Origin of the sequence: Aeromonas sp. 600724 (genome assembly GCF_049175135.1) — a bacterium.
Lineage (GTDB): Bacteria > Pseudomonadota > Gammaproteobacteria > Enterobacterales > Aeromonadaceae > Aeromonas > Aeromonas veronii_A.
The window spans coordinates 92723-108098 of record NZ_JAAKUM010000012.1; the positions used below are offsets into that span (position 1 = coordinate 92723).

At 59.6% G+C, this 15376-nt stretch carries 14 protein-coding genes; 3 read left to right on the forward strand and 11 right to left on the reverse strand.

Going from position 1 to position 15376, the window contains the following annotated elements; all coding sequences use genetic code 11:
• Positions 1-2 precede the first annotated feature (2 nt).
• Genes coaE through yacG form a run of 3 tightly spaced genes read left to right on the forward strand, consistent with a single transcriptional unit; the run spans position 3 to position 1581 of the window.
• A complete protein-coding gene (gene coaE, locus G5168_RS12650; RefSeq protein ID WP_227341825.1) occupies positions 3-617 on the forward strand; it encodes a dephospho-CoA kinase in 615 nt (204 codons plus the stop codon).
• Between the two features lie 37 nt (positions 618-654).
• Positions 655-1377, forward strand: a complete 723-nt coding sequence (gene zapD, locus G5168_RS12655) for a cell division protein ZapD (protein ID WP_227341824.1) — start codon at positions 655-657, stop codon at positions 1375-1377.
• 9 nt (positions 1378-1386) lie between these two features.
• Entirely contained in the window at positions 1387-1581 is a 195-nt protein-coding gene (yacG, locus tag G5168_RS12660) for a DNA gyrase inhibitor YacG (protein ID WP_216952204.1), read from the forward strand.
• Between the two features lie 75 nt (positions 1582-1656).
• Here the strand turns inward: yacG and mutT are convergent, their stop codons facing one another.
• The 11 genes from mutT to murD all read right to left on the reverse strand — a co-directional run bounded on the left by mutT (position 1657) and on the right by murD (position 15375).
• On the reverse strand, positions 1657-2061 hold the full coding sequence (gene mutT, locus G5168_RS12665) for an 8-oxo-dGTP diphosphatase MutT (protein ID WP_227341823.1): 405 nt from the start codon (positions 2059-2061) through the stop codon (positions 1657-1659).
• Positions 2062-2135: 74 nt separating this feature from the next.
• A complete protein-coding gene (secA, locus tag G5168_RS12670; RefSeq protein ID WP_204482309.1) occupies positions 2136-4856 on the reverse strand; it encodes a preprotein translocase subunit SecA in 2721 nt (906 codons plus the stop codon).
• Positions 4857-4915: 59 nt separating this feature from the next.
• Positions 4916-5821, reverse strand: a complete 906-nt coding sequence (locus tag G5168_RS12675) for a M23 family metallopeptidase (RefSeq protein WP_005355107.1) — start codon at positions 5819-5821, stop codon at positions 4916-4918.
• Between the two features lie 140 nt (positions 5822-5961).
• A complete protein-coding gene (lpxC, locus tag G5168_RS12680) occupies positions 5962-6885 on the reverse strand; it encodes a UDP-3-O-acyl-N-acetylglucosamine deacetylase (protein WP_005336146.1) in 924 nt (307 codons plus the stop codon).
• Positions 6886-6984: 99 nt separating this feature from the next.
• A complete protein-coding gene (ftsZ, locus tag G5168_RS12685; RefSeq protein ID WP_005336147.1) occupies positions 6985-8136 on the reverse strand; it encodes a cell division protein FtsZ in 1152 nt (383 codons plus the stop codon).
• Positions 8137-8175: 39 nt separating this feature from the next.
• Complete coding sequence (gene ftsA / locus G5168_RS12690; protein ID WP_005336148.1) at positions 8176-9435, reverse strand: cell division protein FtsA; 1260 nt, start codon at positions 9433-9435, stop codon at positions 8176-8178.
• Complete coding sequence (locus G5168_RS12695) at positions 9416-10168, reverse strand: cell division protein FtsQ/DivIB (RefSeq protein WP_421172507.1); 753 nt, start codon at positions 10166-10168, stop codon at positions 9416-9418. Before G5168_RS12695 ends, ftsA begins: the two co-directional genes overlap by 20 nt.
• Positions 10169-10265: 97 nt before the next feature.
• On the reverse strand, positions 10266-11720 hold the full coding sequence (gene murC, locus G5168_RS12700; protein WP_005336150.1) for a UDP-N-acetylmuramate--L-alanine ligase: 1455 nt from the start codon (positions 11718-11720) through the stop codon (positions 10266-10268).
• A 111-nt stretch (positions 11721-11831) separates the two neighbouring features.
• Positions 11832-12914: an undecaprenyldiphospho-muramoylpentapeptide beta-N-acetylglucosaminyltransferase gene (gene murG, locus G5168_RS12705; protein WP_421172508.1), complete on the reverse strand. Its 1083-nt coding sequence runs from the start codon at positions 12912-12914 to the stop codon at positions 11832-11834.
• Positions 12914-14095 carry a cell division protein FtsW gene (ftsW, locus tag G5168_RS12710; RefSeq protein ID WP_421172509.1) on the reverse strand — a complete coding sequence of 394 codons (1182 nt, stop codon included), beginning with the start codon at positions 14093-14095 and terminating at the stop codon, positions 12914-12916. The genes murG and ftsW overlap by 1 nt, the downstream gene beginning before the upstream one ends.
• Positions 14092-15375, reverse strand: a complete 1284-nt coding sequence (gene murD, locus G5168_RS12715) for a UDP-N-acetylmuramoyl-L-alanine--D-glutamate ligase (protein WP_421172510.1) — start codon at positions 15373-15375, stop codon at positions 14092-14094. The genes ftsW and murD overlap by 4 nt, the downstream gene beginning before the upstream one ends.
• Position 15376: the final 1 nt, after the last annotated feature.

The following is a 15376-nucleotide window of genomic DNA, read 5'->3' on the forward strand; positions in this document are numbered from 1 at the left end:
CCATGTATGTAGTTGCTATTACCGGTGGTATCGGCAGTGGCAAGACCACCATCGCCAATCAGTTTGCCGAACTGGGTATCGAGGTGGTGGATGCCGATGTGATCGCCCGCGAGGTCGTAGAGCCGGGCACCCCGGCCCTTGCCACCATCGCCGACCATTTTGGCCCGGATGTGATTGAGCCGAGCGGTCAACTCGACCGTCGCACCCTGCGCGAGCGGGTCTTCAGCGACCCGCAGGCCAAGGAGTGGCTCAATGCACTGCTCCATCCGCTGATTCGCAGTGAAATGCTGCGCCAGTGTGCCGCAGCCAGTTCTCCTTACTGCCTGCTGGTGGTGCCGCTGCTGGTGGAGAACAAACTCACCGGCCTCGCCGACCGGGTGCTGGTGATCGATGTGGACGAAGCGACCCAGATTGAGCGCACCTGCCGTCGTGATGGCGTCAGCACCGAGCAGGCCAGAGCCATCATCGCAGCACAGGCCAGCCGGAAAGAACGGCTAGCTGCGGCGGATGATGTCATCGAGAACGCCAATGGCAGCGAAATGGCGATAAAAACGCGGATTTTGGCACTGCACGAGACATATCTGGCATTTGCCTCTCAACAACCCCGTCAACAGTGAGTACACTAGGCCGGTTTATGGCTGGCCAGGATTAGGCATGATTTACGATTTTCCCCTCAATGAAAAAAGCCGGACCTACCTGCGTCTGGAGTCCCTGTTTTCCCAAATTCGCGACAATCTGGAGAGCGAGCAATCCTGGGCCCATATCGCCTTCTTCAAAGGGCTGTTCGATCTGCAGGAGCTGCTGGAGCGTGGTGACTTGCGCGCTGACCTTATCAAGGATCTGGAGCGTCTCGGCCAACGTCTGAGCCACTGGGCCAGCCTGCCCGACGTCGATCTGGAGCAGATCAAACAGATGCAGCAAGAGAGCAGCCAGCTCTCCCGCAACCTGCTCAACTCGCCACGCCCGGGAGCCCGCCTGAAAGAGGATCGTCTGCTCGGTTCCATTCGCCAGCGCTTCTCCATCCCGGGTGGTCTGTGTGCCTTCGACGTGCCCCAGCTGCACCACTGGCTCGGAACCCCGGCCATCACCCGTCACCAGCAGATGCAGGGCTGGCTTAGCGACATCACCCTGCTGATGAACGCCATCACCCTGTTGCTGCGTCTGTGGCGTGAATCGGGCAGCTTCAGCGAGCAGGTTGCCAGCAACGGTTTCTTCCAGGACACCGCCGAGAGCGCCGAGCTGATCCGCATCAAGCTGCCGGGCAATCTGTTCTGCTACCCAACCCTGAGCGGCCACAAGAACCGCTTCGCCCTGCGCTTTCTGCCCACCGCAGAACAGCCGATTGGCGACGTGCCATTCCAGCTCGCCTGCTGCTAAGGAGGGCTTATGGTCACCAAGGTAAAGTGTCCGACCTGTCAGAGCGAAGTGGAGTGGGGCTCGCAGAGTCCGTTCCGACCTTTCTGCAGCAAACGCTGCCAGTTGATCGATCTCGGCGAGTGGGCTGATGAAGAGAAACGGATACCCGGGGAGATCAACCCGGATCTGCTGCCAGAGCAGGAAGAGGGCGATCAGTGGCTATAAGCCCCTGGTCACTCTCCGCTATAAAATAAAAAAGGGCCGATGGGCCCTTTTTTGATGCTTGTTTTTGCAACCGGTTCAAACCAGCAGGCCTTGAAGCCGCGCGACAATCGGACCGTTGGCATCGGGAAAGTGGTAGTTGTGCAGCTCGGCCACCGGCACCCACAGACACTCCTGCCCCTCCTTGCCGAACGGCTCGCCGCTGAAACGGGTCACCTTCCAGATATCCAGCAACACCTGCTTCTCGGGGTAGTCGTGCTGCAGTTCCATAAAGGGGGCACAATCCAATACCCGGATGCCGATCTCTTCCCACAGCTCCCGATCCAGCGCAGTCAGCAGATCCTCACCGGACTCCACCTTGCCACCGGGAAACTCCCAGCGATCCCCCTGATGGCGATCGGAGGAGCGTCTGGCGATGAAGATATCGCCCCGTTCATTCTCGATGACACCAACCGCCACCCAGATCCGTTTTTTCTGTTCCATCAATTACCTCTGTTCGCTTGTTGCCACCAATAACAAGGCGGGCTCTTGGCCCGCCTGTTATGGCATAGCGTCGATCAGGTCAACTGACCGTGGCAATGCTTGTATTTCTTGCCTGAACCGCACGGGCAGGGATCGTTGCGACCAACCTTCTGCTCATCGCGCACGAAGGTGGTGTGGCCCTCTTCACCTGCGGCCTGTTCATCGGCCAGCTGGCTCTCAGCCGCGGCATGGGTGTAGGTACGGGGAGCGGCTTCCGCCTGCTGGCGCTGCTGCTCTTCCATCGCTTCCACATCGCGCTCCTGCACCTGAACACGGCTCAGGATGCTGACCACGTCGCGCTTGAGGGTTTCCAACATCTGGGTGAACAGATCGAAGGATTCGCGCTTGTACTCCTGCTTGGGGTTCTTCTGGGCGTAGCCGCGCAGATGGATGCCCTGACGCAGGTGATCCATGGCCGCCAGATGCTCTTTCCACAGACCATCCAGAGTTTGCAGCATCACTGCCTTCTCGAAGTTGCGTAGCACCTCTTTGCCAACCAGCTCCTCCTTGTGGGCATAGAGCTTGGTGGCTTCGTCCAGAATGCGCTCGCGCAGCTTCTCTTCATACAGCTTGTCATCTTCCGCCAGCCACTGCTGCAGCGGCAGATCCAGCGCGAAGTCTGCCTTCAGGCGCGCTTCCAGACCCGGCACATCCCACATCTCTTCCAGAGACTGGGGCGGGATGTACTCGTCAATCACGCTGCCGTAGACATCATCACGGATAACGTGGATGGTCTCGGAGATATCGTTGGTATCCAGCAGCTCGTTACGCTGCTCGTAAACCACCTTGCGCTGGTCGTTGGCCACATCGTCAAACTCCAGCAAGCTCTTGCGGATGTCGAAGTTGCGACCTTCCACCTTGCGCTGGGCATTTTCGATCGCCTTGGTGACCCAGGGGTGTTCGATGGCTTCGCCCTCTTCCATGCCCAGCTTCTTCATCATGCCGGTCACGCGATCGGAGGCGAAGATCCGCATCAGGGTATCTTCCATGGAGAGGTAGAAACGGGAGGAGCCCGGGTCACCCTGACGACCGGAACGGCCGCGCAGCTGGTTGTCGATACGACGGGATTCGTGACGCTCGGTGCCGATAATGTGCAGACCACCGGCGGCCAGCACCGCATCGTGACGCACCTGCCAGGCGGCTTTCAGCTCGGCAATCTGCTCGCTGGTCGGGTTCTCCAGCTTGGCGATCTCCGCCTGCCAGTTGCCCCCGAGCACTATGTCGGTACCACGACCCGCCATGTTGGTGGCGATGGTGACCGCACCAGTCTGACCGGCCTGGGCGACGATCTCCGCTTCCATGGCGTGGAACTTGGCGTTCAGCACCTTGTGCGGGATCTTCTCCTTGGTCAGGATGCCGGAGAGCAGCTCGGAGTTCTCGATAGAGACGGTACCAACCAGTACAGGCTGGCCCTTGGCCACGCACTGACGGATATCTTCGATGATGGCGGCATACTTCTCATTGGCGGTCAGGTAGACCAGATCGCCCATGTCTTTGCGCACCATCGGCTTGTTGGTCGGGATAACCACGGTATCCAGGCCATAAATCTGCTGGAATTCAAAGGCTTCTGTATCTGCAGTACCTGTCATCCCCGCCAGCTTGTTGTAGAGACGGAAGTAGTTCTGGAAGGTGATGGATGCCAGCGTCTGGTTCTCGTTCTGGATCTTCACACCTTCCTTCGCTTCAACGGCCTGATGCAGACCATCGGACCAGCGACGACCCGGCATGGTACGGCCGGTGTGCTCGTCAACGATGACGATTTCGTCTTTCTGGACGATGTAGTCCACGTTGCGTTCGAACAAGGTGTGAGCACGCAGACCTGCATTGACGTGGTGCAGCAGGCTGATGTTGGAGGCGGAGAACAGGGAGTCGTTCTCGTCCAGCAGCCCCTCTTTCTTGAGCAGCTCTTCCACGAAGATCTGACCGTTTTCGGTCAGCAGGGCCTGACGGTTCTTCTCGTCCACCGTGTAGTGACCGTCGCCGGTGTACTCTTCGGTGTCTTCCTTGTCCTGCTTGACCAGCAGCGGGATCAGTTTGTTGACGCGAATATAGAGCTCTGAGCTGTCTTCAGCCGGGCCGGAGATGATGAGCGGAGTCCGGGCTTCATCGATAAGCACCGAGTCCACCTCATCCACCAGCGCGTAGTTGAGCGGGCGCTGTACGCGCTGCTCAGGCGAGAACGCCATGTTGTCGCGCAGGTAGTCGAAACCGAATTCGTTGTTGGTACCGTAGGTGATGTCGGCGGCGTAGGCGTCACGCTTCTGGGACGCATCCATGCCAGGCACGTTGCAATCGACGGTCATGCCGAGGAAGGCAAACAGCGGGCGGTTCGCCTCCGCATCACGCTTGGCCAGATAGTCGTTCACCGTCACCACGTGGACGCCGCGGCCACTCAGGGCGTTCAGGTAAGCTGGCAGAGTCGCAGTAAGAGTCTTACCTTCACCGGTTTTCATTTCCGCGATGCGGTTGGAGTTCAGCACCATGCCGCCGATCAGCTGCACGTCGAAGTGGCGCATGCCAAACACCCGCTTGGAGGCTTCACGCACGGTCGCGAACGCTTCCGGCAGCAACTGCTCCAGGGTCTCACCCTGCTCGATACGCTGACGATACTCAGCCGTTTTGGCCTGCAACTCGGCATCGGACAGAGCCTCGAACTGCGGCTCCATGGCATTGATCTGTTTTACAATTTTGCGCAAAGCCTTGAGCGTTCTGTCGTTCCGGCTGCCGATAATCTTGGTAAGCAGTGTGCTAATCATGGGTACCAACTATTTCTGGTTATAAAAGCGTTCCGTCACTGGAACCTGAAGAAAAAAACCTAACCCCGTCTGGCACTGAGAAAGCGTGCGGGGTTGACCTGACGACCATCTTTCAACACTTCGTAATGCAAATGAACCCCGGTCGCGCGACCGGTGCGTCCCATCAAGGCAATCTTCTGACCCTGATCAACCAGGGTGCCCACCTCGACCAACAACTTGGAGTTGTGGGCATAGCGGGTGACCAGGCCATTGCCGTGATTAATCTCCACCATATTGCCAAATTCCGGATGACGGCCCGCCCAGCTGACAATGCCGGGCCCAGTGGCCAGAATCGGGGTTCCGGGTTTGCCACGGAAATCGACCCCTTTGTGCATCTTGGCACGCCCGTTGAACGGATCGACCCGTCCACCAAACCCGGACGAGACCCAAACTCGCTCCTGTTTGACTGGCGTGCCGGAAATAAAACCGGCATCGGTGATATGGTGATTCATGATGAAAGATTCAAGTACCGACAGCTGCTCTTCGCGGCTGCTGAGCTGCTGGCTGAGGTGTTTCATCGAGGCCTGCAGCTCGTTGAGGCTCACTTCCAACTCTTCATCATAAGAAGGGCCGCCCATGGGGGGCAGCTCTTTGAAATTGAACTCGTCGGGATCGAGATCGGCCTGCTCGGTCAATCGTTCACCGAGGGCATTGAGACGGCCAAGCTGACCCTGCATGGTGCCCACCTGAGCAGCCAGCATCGCCAACTGTTCACGGGCTTCGTCACCACTCTGGTCAACGGACTGTTGCTCGGCAACGGCAAGCGCCACTTCCAGCGCCTCCATTTTCTGGTGCCAGCTCTGCCAGAGCCAACCACCACCAAGGGCCAACAGGGAGAAGAGAATACCGCCGACCCAGGCCAGACGTTGTTTGGGCAGGTGCAACTTGCGTCGCTGCTTGCCGTGGAGGATCAGGGTAATGCTCATAGAAATCAGTCTGCTCGGTCAGGTGCGGCCAGGAGCCTGCACGGGAAATAAAACCGGGAGATAATCGGTATTAAAGGATGGAGTAAACAAATGACGGAACGTCGGTGCGGAGAGAGGACCGACGTTCCGTTGCACAGCTATCAGGCCAGAACCAGACCGTTATCGTAGTAAGCGATAGGCGCTTTGTCGCCCTCACCCTCGAAGGTCACCAGTTCCCAAGCCTCCTGCTCGGCCAGCAAGGCACGCAGCAGCTTGTTGTTCAGGGCATGTCCGGTCTTGTAGGCACGGAACTCACCGATGATGCTGCGGTTACACATGTAGAGGTCACCGATCGCGTCCAGCATCTTGTGCTTGACGAACTCGTCCTCATAACGCAAACCGTCTTCGTTCAGCACCCGATAGTCGTCCAGTACCACGGCGTTTTCCAGGCTTCCGCCCAGCGCCAGGTTCTGGGAACGCAGGTACTCGATATCACGCATGAACCCGAAGGTACGGGCACGGCTGATCTCTTTCACGAAGGAGGCACCGGAGAAATCCAGTACGCAACGCTGATTGCGACCTTCAAAGACCGGATGCTGGAAATCGATCTCGAGATCCATCTTGAAGCCGTTGCGATAGGGGTGGAATTCCGCCCACTTGTCGCCGTCTTCAACCCGGATGCTCTTCTTGATCCGCACAAACTGCTTGGCAGCATTCTGCTCACGGATCCCGACTTCCTGCAGCAGGTAGATAAAGGGATGCGCACTGCCGTCCATCACCGGGATCTCGGGCGCGTCAACCTCGACATAGAGGTTGTCGATCCCCATCCCGGCCAGCGCGGCGGAGAGGTGCTCAATGGTAGAGACACGGACACCGGCTTCGTTGACCAGAGCGGTACAGAGCACGGTATCGCGCACCTGATCGGCATTGGCTGGCAGCTCCACCACAGGATTCAGGTCGGTACGCAAGTAAACGATTCCTGTGTTCACAGGCGCCGGACGGAACGTCATGGTGACTTTCCGGCCCGAATGCAGGCCGACACCAGTCGCCTGTACACTCGTTTTCAAGGTTCTTTGTCTAATCATGGGTGTACCCTAAACAGCTTAAAATCCGGACCAGATGGTCGTTGGCAGGCCATCTTAGCACATTCCTTGAACAACAAACAAACAAGAGCCATAAGAGGCTTAGTCTGCCTGCTTGCGCAGGAACGCCGGAATATCCAGGTAATCCGGTTCACGACGGGCTTGCGGTTCGGCGTTGACCACCTTGGCCGGGGCTTCGTCCATCACGCGGCCTTGCATCATGTCGCTAACCAGCGGCTGACGCACCGGACGCTCTTGCACCTGGCTGCTCTTAACCAGAGTGATGTCCGGCTTGCGCTCGGCACCGATACCGGTAGCAACCACGGTCACACGCAGCTCGTCGTGCATTTCCGGATCGATTACGGTACCCACAACTACAGTGGCGTTCTCGGAAGCGAAGGCCTTGACCGCGTTACCCACGGTTTCGAACTCTTCGATGGTCATGTCCATACCGGCGGTGATGTTGACCAGGATGCCACGGGCACCGGCCAGATCCACGTCTTCCAGCAGCGGGCTGGAGATGGCTTTCTCGGCCGCTTCTTCGGCACGGTCATCACCGGAGGCGGAACCGGTACCCATCATGGCGGTACCCATTTCGCGCATTACGGTACGCACGTCCGCGAAGTCGACGTTGATCAAGCCCGGACGGGTGATCAGCTCGGCAATGCCCTGTACCGCACCAAGCAGTACATCGTTGGCAGCCTTGAAGGCGTCCAGCAGGGAGATACCGCGACCCAGCACCTTCAGCAACTTGTCGTTGGGGATGGTGATCAGGGAGTCAACATTTTTGGAGAGCTCTTCGATACCGTGCGCAGCGAAGCCCATCCGCTTCTTCCCTTCAAAGGAGAACGGCTTGGTCACCACAGCAACGGTCAGGATGCCCATCTCGCGGGCCACTTCGGCCACGATCGGCGCAGCACCGGTACCGGTACCACCACCCATACCGGCGGCGATGAACACCATGTCGGAACCGGTCAGCAGCTCACGCAGTGCTTCGCGATCTTCCATGGCCGCATCACGACCCACTTCCGGATTGGCTCCGGCACCCAGACCCTTGGTGATGCCACCGCCGATCTGCAGGGTAGTGTTGGCGCTGGAGTTACGCAGTGCCTGGGCATCGGTGTTGACGGTAATAAACTCAACACCCTCAATATTTTGACGAACCATGTGCTCGACAGCGTTACCGCCGCCGCCACCTACACCGATCACTTTAATGACGGCTTCGTCAGTGTGGCTATCCATAAATTCAAACATGTTGTCTCTCCGCTTTATTTGCCTGACTCAGCAAAATTCTTAGAACTCGCCACGCAGCCAGTTGCTAACCCGTTTGACCAGGCCACCGACGCTTGCCTTGGCGGCATATTCTTTGTTGCTACCTGTGGCTTGATGGGTGCGGCCGTACTGCAGCAACCCGACCGCAGTCGAGTACACCGGTGCCTGCACGTAATCACTCAAACCACGTATGTTCATGGGCTCTCCCACCCGGACCTGGCTCTGGAAGATCTGCTCTGCACACTCCACAATGCCTTCAATCTGGGCAGCGCCGCCGGTCAAGACCACACCGGCTGCCAGCTGATGCTTGACCCCCTGCGCTTTCAACTCGCTTTGTACCCGCACCAGCTCATCATTCACCATGGAGAGCAACTCGGTGTAACGGGGCTCAATCACTTCAGCCAGTGTCTGCCGTTGCAGGCTGCGCGCCGGGCGACCGCCGACACTGGGTACTTCAATATTGTCTTCCTTGCTGACCAGACGACCGAGGGCGCAACCGTAGCGCACCTTGATCGCTTCCGCGTCGAGCGGCGGCGTGCCGAAGGCATAGGCGATGTCGCTGGTCACAGTGCTGCCAGCGTACGGGATCACCTTGGTGTGGCGCAGGGCACCGCCGGTAAACAGCGACATGTCCATGGTGCCGCCACCGATGTCCACCACGCAGACACCCAGCTCTTTCTCGTCTTCGGTCAACACGGCATAGCTGGAGGCCAGCGCGGAGAAGATCAGTTGATCCACGCGCAAACCGACCTTCTCCACACACTTCTCAATGTTGCGAGCCATGTCGTTGTGGCAGGTGATCAGGTGAACCTTGGCCGCCATCCGCACACCGGAGAGGCCGACCGGATTCTTGATCCCTTCCTGATAATCGATCGCAAACTCCTGAGGCAGGACATGCAGCACGCGCAGCTCGTCGGAGAGGCGAACTGACTTGGCGGTGTGGATCACGTTGTCCACATCCTCCTGCGTCACCTCTTCATCAGAGATGGGCACCATACCGGTCTCGTTGCGGCAGTCGATATGCTTGCCGGACAACCCCAGATAGACCGAGCTGATCTGGCAATCTGCCATCATCTCGGCCTCTTCCACCGCGCGGCGCAGTGACTTGACCACGGAGTCGAGGTCATTGACCCCGCCCTTCTCCATTCCGCGAGAAGCGTGACTGCCCATACCGATGACGTTCAGTTCACCGTCCGGCAATACTTCCCCGACCAGAACCGCCACCTTGGTTGTGCCGATATCCAGTCCGACAATCAAATTCCTATCTGCGGTGTTGGTCATGCACTTTCTCTTCGCTCTTCTTCCAGCCAACTGCCATTCCGGTGTCGTATCGAAGATCCACGTAGGCGACTTGCGCACGGGGTTCGATAACCGGGAAGGCATCGATAAACCGCTGCAACCGGAGCGCAATGTCATTGCGTCCCAGGAACAGCTTGATATTGCCATCCAGGGTCAGTTCCCAGGCATGGCGGGGGGTCAGATTCACCCCCAGCAACTTGTATCCCTTGGCAGCCAGTTGCGACTCGTACTGCCGACTCTCTTTCAACACCCGGGCGGCCTGATCATCCGGCCCCGACAACTGCATCAGCGGCGTCTTGACCCGATCCGGGGCGCTGAACACCTTGCCCTTGGTGTTGACGAAGCGGTTGCCGTTCCAGCGCGCCGCTACGTCCTGTTCCGTCAGGTAGACCTTGATCTTGTTCGGCCACTTCTTGCGTACCGATACCGAGGCCACCCATGGCAAGGCATTGAGCCTTGCCTGCAATTCATTGACGTCCAATTCGAAGAAGTTGCGCAGCTCGGCGCCATCCAGCACGGCCATCCGCAGCTCTTCAGTTTGCAAATACTGGTGTTGCCCCTGCAGCAACAGCTCGCTCATGGGCAACCGGTTGGCATCTGTCAGCCAACCTTTAACATCCAGCGCCGTCCGGTAGCAGCCCCATATCACCAGCAGGAAAAACGCTACCCCTGCGATGAAGCCACCCTTGGTGCGCCCCTGTGCCCTTGCCTCCACCCGATCGATCCCCGTGTAACGCGCTAAACCGGCCTTTGACAGACCGGTTCGCCATTATATAGGCCCCGGCTTGGCGGTCAAAATACTCATTGGGCCCTCAGGCGCCAGATTTCATGCTATCTATGCTCAATTTCATCTCTCCGAGACGACGGGCCAGTGCCCCGACGTTCCCGGCGCCTTGAGTCAGCACCAAATCCCCCTCGCCGATCAGGTCGGCCAGCACGGCTGGCACGTCATCCGGTGTAGCGACGAAGATGGGTTCCAGGTTGCCACGCGAGCGAATGGAGCGGCACAGTGCCCGTCCATCAGCGCCCGGGATCGGCTCCTCACCGGCAGCATAAACCTCCAGCATCACCAGCACGTCAACCTTGGAGAGCACATCGGCGAAGTCCTCGTAGAGGTCGCGGGTGCGGGTATAACGGTGGGGCTGGAACACCATCACCAGACGCTTCTCGGGCCAACCGGCACGGGCGGCATTGATGGTGACCTTCACTTCGCTCGGGTGGTGTCCGTAATCGTCCACCAGCATCGCCTTGCCGCGACCGGTTTCAAACTCGCCATACTGCTGGAAGCGACGACCGACCCCTTCAAATTTGGCCAGTGCAGAGATGATGGCCTCGTCGCTAACACCGTCCTCTGTCGCGACAGCTATCGCCGCTGCAGCGTTCAATGCGTTGTGAATACCCGGCAAATTGAGGGTCACCTGCAGCTCGCCCGCCTCTTTGCGGCGAACACGGAAGCAGCTGTGGTTGGTGGTCTGGACAAAATCCAGCACCTGCACATCGGCATCGTCGGAGAGGCCATAGGTCAGGGTCGGACGGGCAATCTCGGGCAACATGCCACGGATCACCGGATCATCGATGCAGACCACCGCCAGTCCGTAGAAGGGCAGATTGTGCAGAAACTCGATGAAGGTGGCCTTCAGCTTGGAGAAGTCACCGCCGTAGGTGTCCATGTGATCCGCTTCGATGTTGGTCACGATAGAGACCATCGGCTGCAGATGCAGGAAAGAGGCGTCGCTCTCGTCCGCCTCGGCAATCAGGTAGCGGCTGCTGCCCAGGCGGGCATTGGTGCCAGCACTGTTGAGCAGGCCACCGATGACGAAGGTCGGGTCGCGGTCGGCTTCGGCATAGATACTCGCCACCAGACTGGTGGTGGTGGTCTTGCCGTGGGTACCGGCGATGGCGATACCGTGGCGGAAACGCATCAGCTCGGCCAGCATCTCGGCGCGACGAACCACCGGAATACGTAGCTCGCGGGCGGCCAGCAGCTCCGGGTTGTCCTGCTTGATGGCGGTAGAGACCACCACCACGCTGGCACCCTCAACGTGTTCGGCACTGTGACCGACGAAGATGTGAGCGCCCAGTCCGGCCAACCGTTCAGTCACAGCATTGCGAGCCAGATCCGAACCCGTTACCTGATACCCTTCGTTGGCAAGCACTTCGGCGATCCCGCCCATACCGGCACCACCGATGCCGATAAAGTGGATGCGACGCACGCGGCGCATTTCGGGGATCACAGTACGCAGTTTTGCCAGTTCAACCTTGGTCATAATCGTCTCTTTAGTCTGCCGCAGGCCATGTACCGTCAAAGCTCGGCTGCACAGCGGCATCAATACATACAGGTACAAGGTTGCACGGTGTCACCACTGCAACCTTGCTCATTAATCTTTACCACGCTGCCCGGTTGCGAGCTGTTTGCACTCATCTGCAACCCGCTCGGCCGCATCGGTGATAGCGACGCGGCGAGCCGCTTTCGCCATGTTAAACAGGGTCTCCCGGCGACCAGCCAACCAGGTCAGGCGCGCCGCCAGCGATGCGGTATTCAGCTCGGACTGGGGCAGAAACTCGGCTGCACCGCCGTCGACCAGGGTCAAGGCGTTACGGGTCTGGTGATCATCCACCGCATGGGGCAATGGCACGAAAATGGCGGCCACACCGGCGGCAGCCACTTCGGAAACGGTCAGGGCACCGGCACGGCAGACCACCAGGTCGGCCCAGGCGTAGGCGCTGGCCATATCCTTGATAAATTCACTCACCTCGGCATTGATGCCGTGCTGGGCATAGGCAGCAGACACCGTCTCGGCATTGCCCTTGCCACACTGGTGACGCACCTCGATAGGCACACCAGCCGCCGCCACCGCAGCGGGTACCTGCTGGTTGAGCACCCGGGCACCCAGGCTGCCACCGACGATCAGCAGATGCAGCGGCTCGGCTTCGCTGCGAAGCTGCGGATCCGGCAGGGCGACCACTTCGGGACGCACCGGATTGCCTACCACGGCGGTACGGCGGCTCGGCGCGAAGGCGCCCGGAAATGCCATCAACACCCGCCTGGCGATACGGGCCAGCAGCTTGTTGGTCATGCCGGCAGCGGCATTCTGCTCATGGAGCAGCAGCGGGATGCCGGAGAACCAGGCAGCCACGCCACCCGGGCCGGAAGCAAAACCGCCCATGCCGAGCACCACATCAGGACGAACGGTCTTGAGTACCTGACGCGCCTGCAGGATCGATTTGACGATGCGATAGGGCGCCACCAGCAGTCGCTTGATGCCGTTGCCACGCACCCCCTGAATATCGATGAAGGAGATGGGATAACCGTGGGCTGGCACCAGTTCCGCCTCCATCCGGTCGGCAGTGCCGAGCCAGTGGACAGTCCAGCCCTGGGCCTTCAGGCGATCGGCCACGGCCAGACCGGGAAAGACATGCCCCCCGGTACCACCTGCCATCACCAACAGAGTCTTGCTCACTAAACCTCCCGCACGCGCGCCTGGGCAGTCGCCTGACGCAACTCAAAATCGATTCGAATCAACATGCTCACCGCCACTGTCATGATGATGAGACTCGAGCCACCGTAACTGACCAGCGGCAGGGTCAACCCCTTGGTCGGCATCATGCCGCTGGCTGCGCCAACGTTGACGAAAGTCTGGAAACTGAACCAGATGCCGATACCGATAGCCAGATAGCCATCATAGAGGCGGTCGGCTTGCAGGGCGCGATGCCCCAGCTTCAACGCCTTGATCGCCAACGCAAAGATGAGACACAGGGCGCCCAGTACCCCGACGTAACCCAGCTCTTCGCCGAGGATCGCAAACACGAAGTCGGTATGCGCTTCCGGCAGGTACTCCATCTTCTGGATGGAGTTGCCGAGCCCTTCGCCAAACCAGCTGCCACGGCCAAACGCCATCAGCGACTGGGTCAACTGGTAGCCACTGCCAAACGGATCGGCCCAGGGATCCATAAAAGAGGTCACCCGACGCATCCGGTATGGCTCGACGATGATCAGCATGATCACCCCACCAAGACCGCCACCGATAAGGATCATGAACTGCCACAGTTTGGCGCCAGCCAGAAACAGCATGCCGAACGAGGTGACGAACATCACCACGGTCGACCCCAGATCCGGTTGCAGCAGCAACAGGATCGCCAACACCCCGAATACTGCCAAGGGCTTCAGGAAGCCAAGCCAGGCTTCACGCACCTCGTTCTGACGCCGCACCAGATAACCGGCTAGATAGACGAATAGGGCCAGCTTGCCAAACTCGGCCGGCTGCAGGTTGAAGGGGCCCAGTGGCAGCCAGCGCACCGCACCGTTGACATTGCGCCCGACCACCAGCACCAGTACCAGCAGCAGAATGGCCAGCAACAGCATGGGTCCGTTGTACTCCTGCCAGCGCGCCATCGGCACCTGCAACACAAACCAGGAGATACCGAGCGCCATCACCAGAAACATGGCGTGACGCTTCACAAACATGAAGGGATCATCCCCCAGGGAGATCCCCTCCGGGATCGAGGCTGATGCCACGATCACCACCCCGACCGCCATCAGGGAGAGCGCCAGCAACACCAACTGCCGGTCATAGAGGCCGGCAGGGCGCGCCGGCAATAGCCAGCGCTGGAACAGACCTGCGGCTGCGCGAAGGACATTCATAGCGCCATCACCATCTCGGTAAAGCGATCGCCACGCACCTCGAACGACTTGAACTGATCGAGGCTGGCACAGGCTGGCGCCAGCAGCACCCAGTCACCGGGCTTGGCATCGGCAGCCGCCTTGGCAACCGCAGTGGCCAGGTCGGCCACCCGTTCGGTCTGCTCGCCCAGCGCCAGCAGCACCTCGGCATCCTGACCGAAGCAGTACATGTGATCGATCTGGTTGCCCAGCAGCGCCTGGATCGGGCCAAAATCCTGCCCCTTGCCCTGACCACCGGCCAGCAGCAACAGGCGCCCCTTGACCGACTCGCGCACACCGGCAACGGCAGCTAGCGTAGCTCCCACGTTGGTGGCTTTGGAGTCGTTGATCCAGCGCACCCCGTTCACTTCGCGCACGAAACGGGCACGGTGGGGCAAGCCTTCAAAGCGGCGCAGCACGGTGAGCTGGGCAGCGCGGGGAATGCCGACCGCATCGCACAGCGCCATGGCGGCCAGCGCGTTGGCCTGATTGTGGGCACCGACGATCTTCATCTCGTCCACCGCCAGCAGCGGCTCGCCGTGCAGGGTCAACCAGTAGCGGCCATCCAGCAGGCAGCGGCCATAGCCATTGCAGTCAAGACCGAAGCTCTGCCACACCTGACCCACATCGGGCAAAGTCTGGGGATCGTCGCGATTGACCAGAATGTGTTTGGAGTGCTGATGGATCTCCATCTTGGCGGCGCGGTAGTCGGCCATACCCTGATAGCGATCCATGTGATCTTCAGAGAGGTTCAGCACCACAGAGGCAGCAGCACGCAAACTGTGAGTGGTCTCCAGCTGGAAGCTGGAGAGCTCCAGTACGCAGAGATCCATCGGCTGCTTGAGCAGCTCCAGCGCAGGCGTACCGATATTGCCGCCCACGCCCACCTTGAGCCCGGCTTCGGCAATCATCTCACCCACCAGGGTCGTGACAGTGCTCTTGCCATTGGAACCTGTGATGGCGATGACCGGTGTCTCGGTCTCGCGAACGAACAACTCGATATCGCCGACGATCTGCACACCACATTCGGCAGCCGCTTTCAATTCAGGGGTAGCCAGGGCAATGCCCGGGCTCGCGACGATCATATGCGCCTGTTTGAGTCGCTCACCATCCAGCCCGTAAATGAGTTCCACCTCGGCAGGTAGTTGATCCTTGCCGGGCGGGTTGGCGCGAGTGTCCATCACCAGTGGGGTGACACCACGGCCGAGGAAGTAGTCGACGCAGGAGAGTCCGGTTTTGCCGAGTCCGATAACGATGACCATG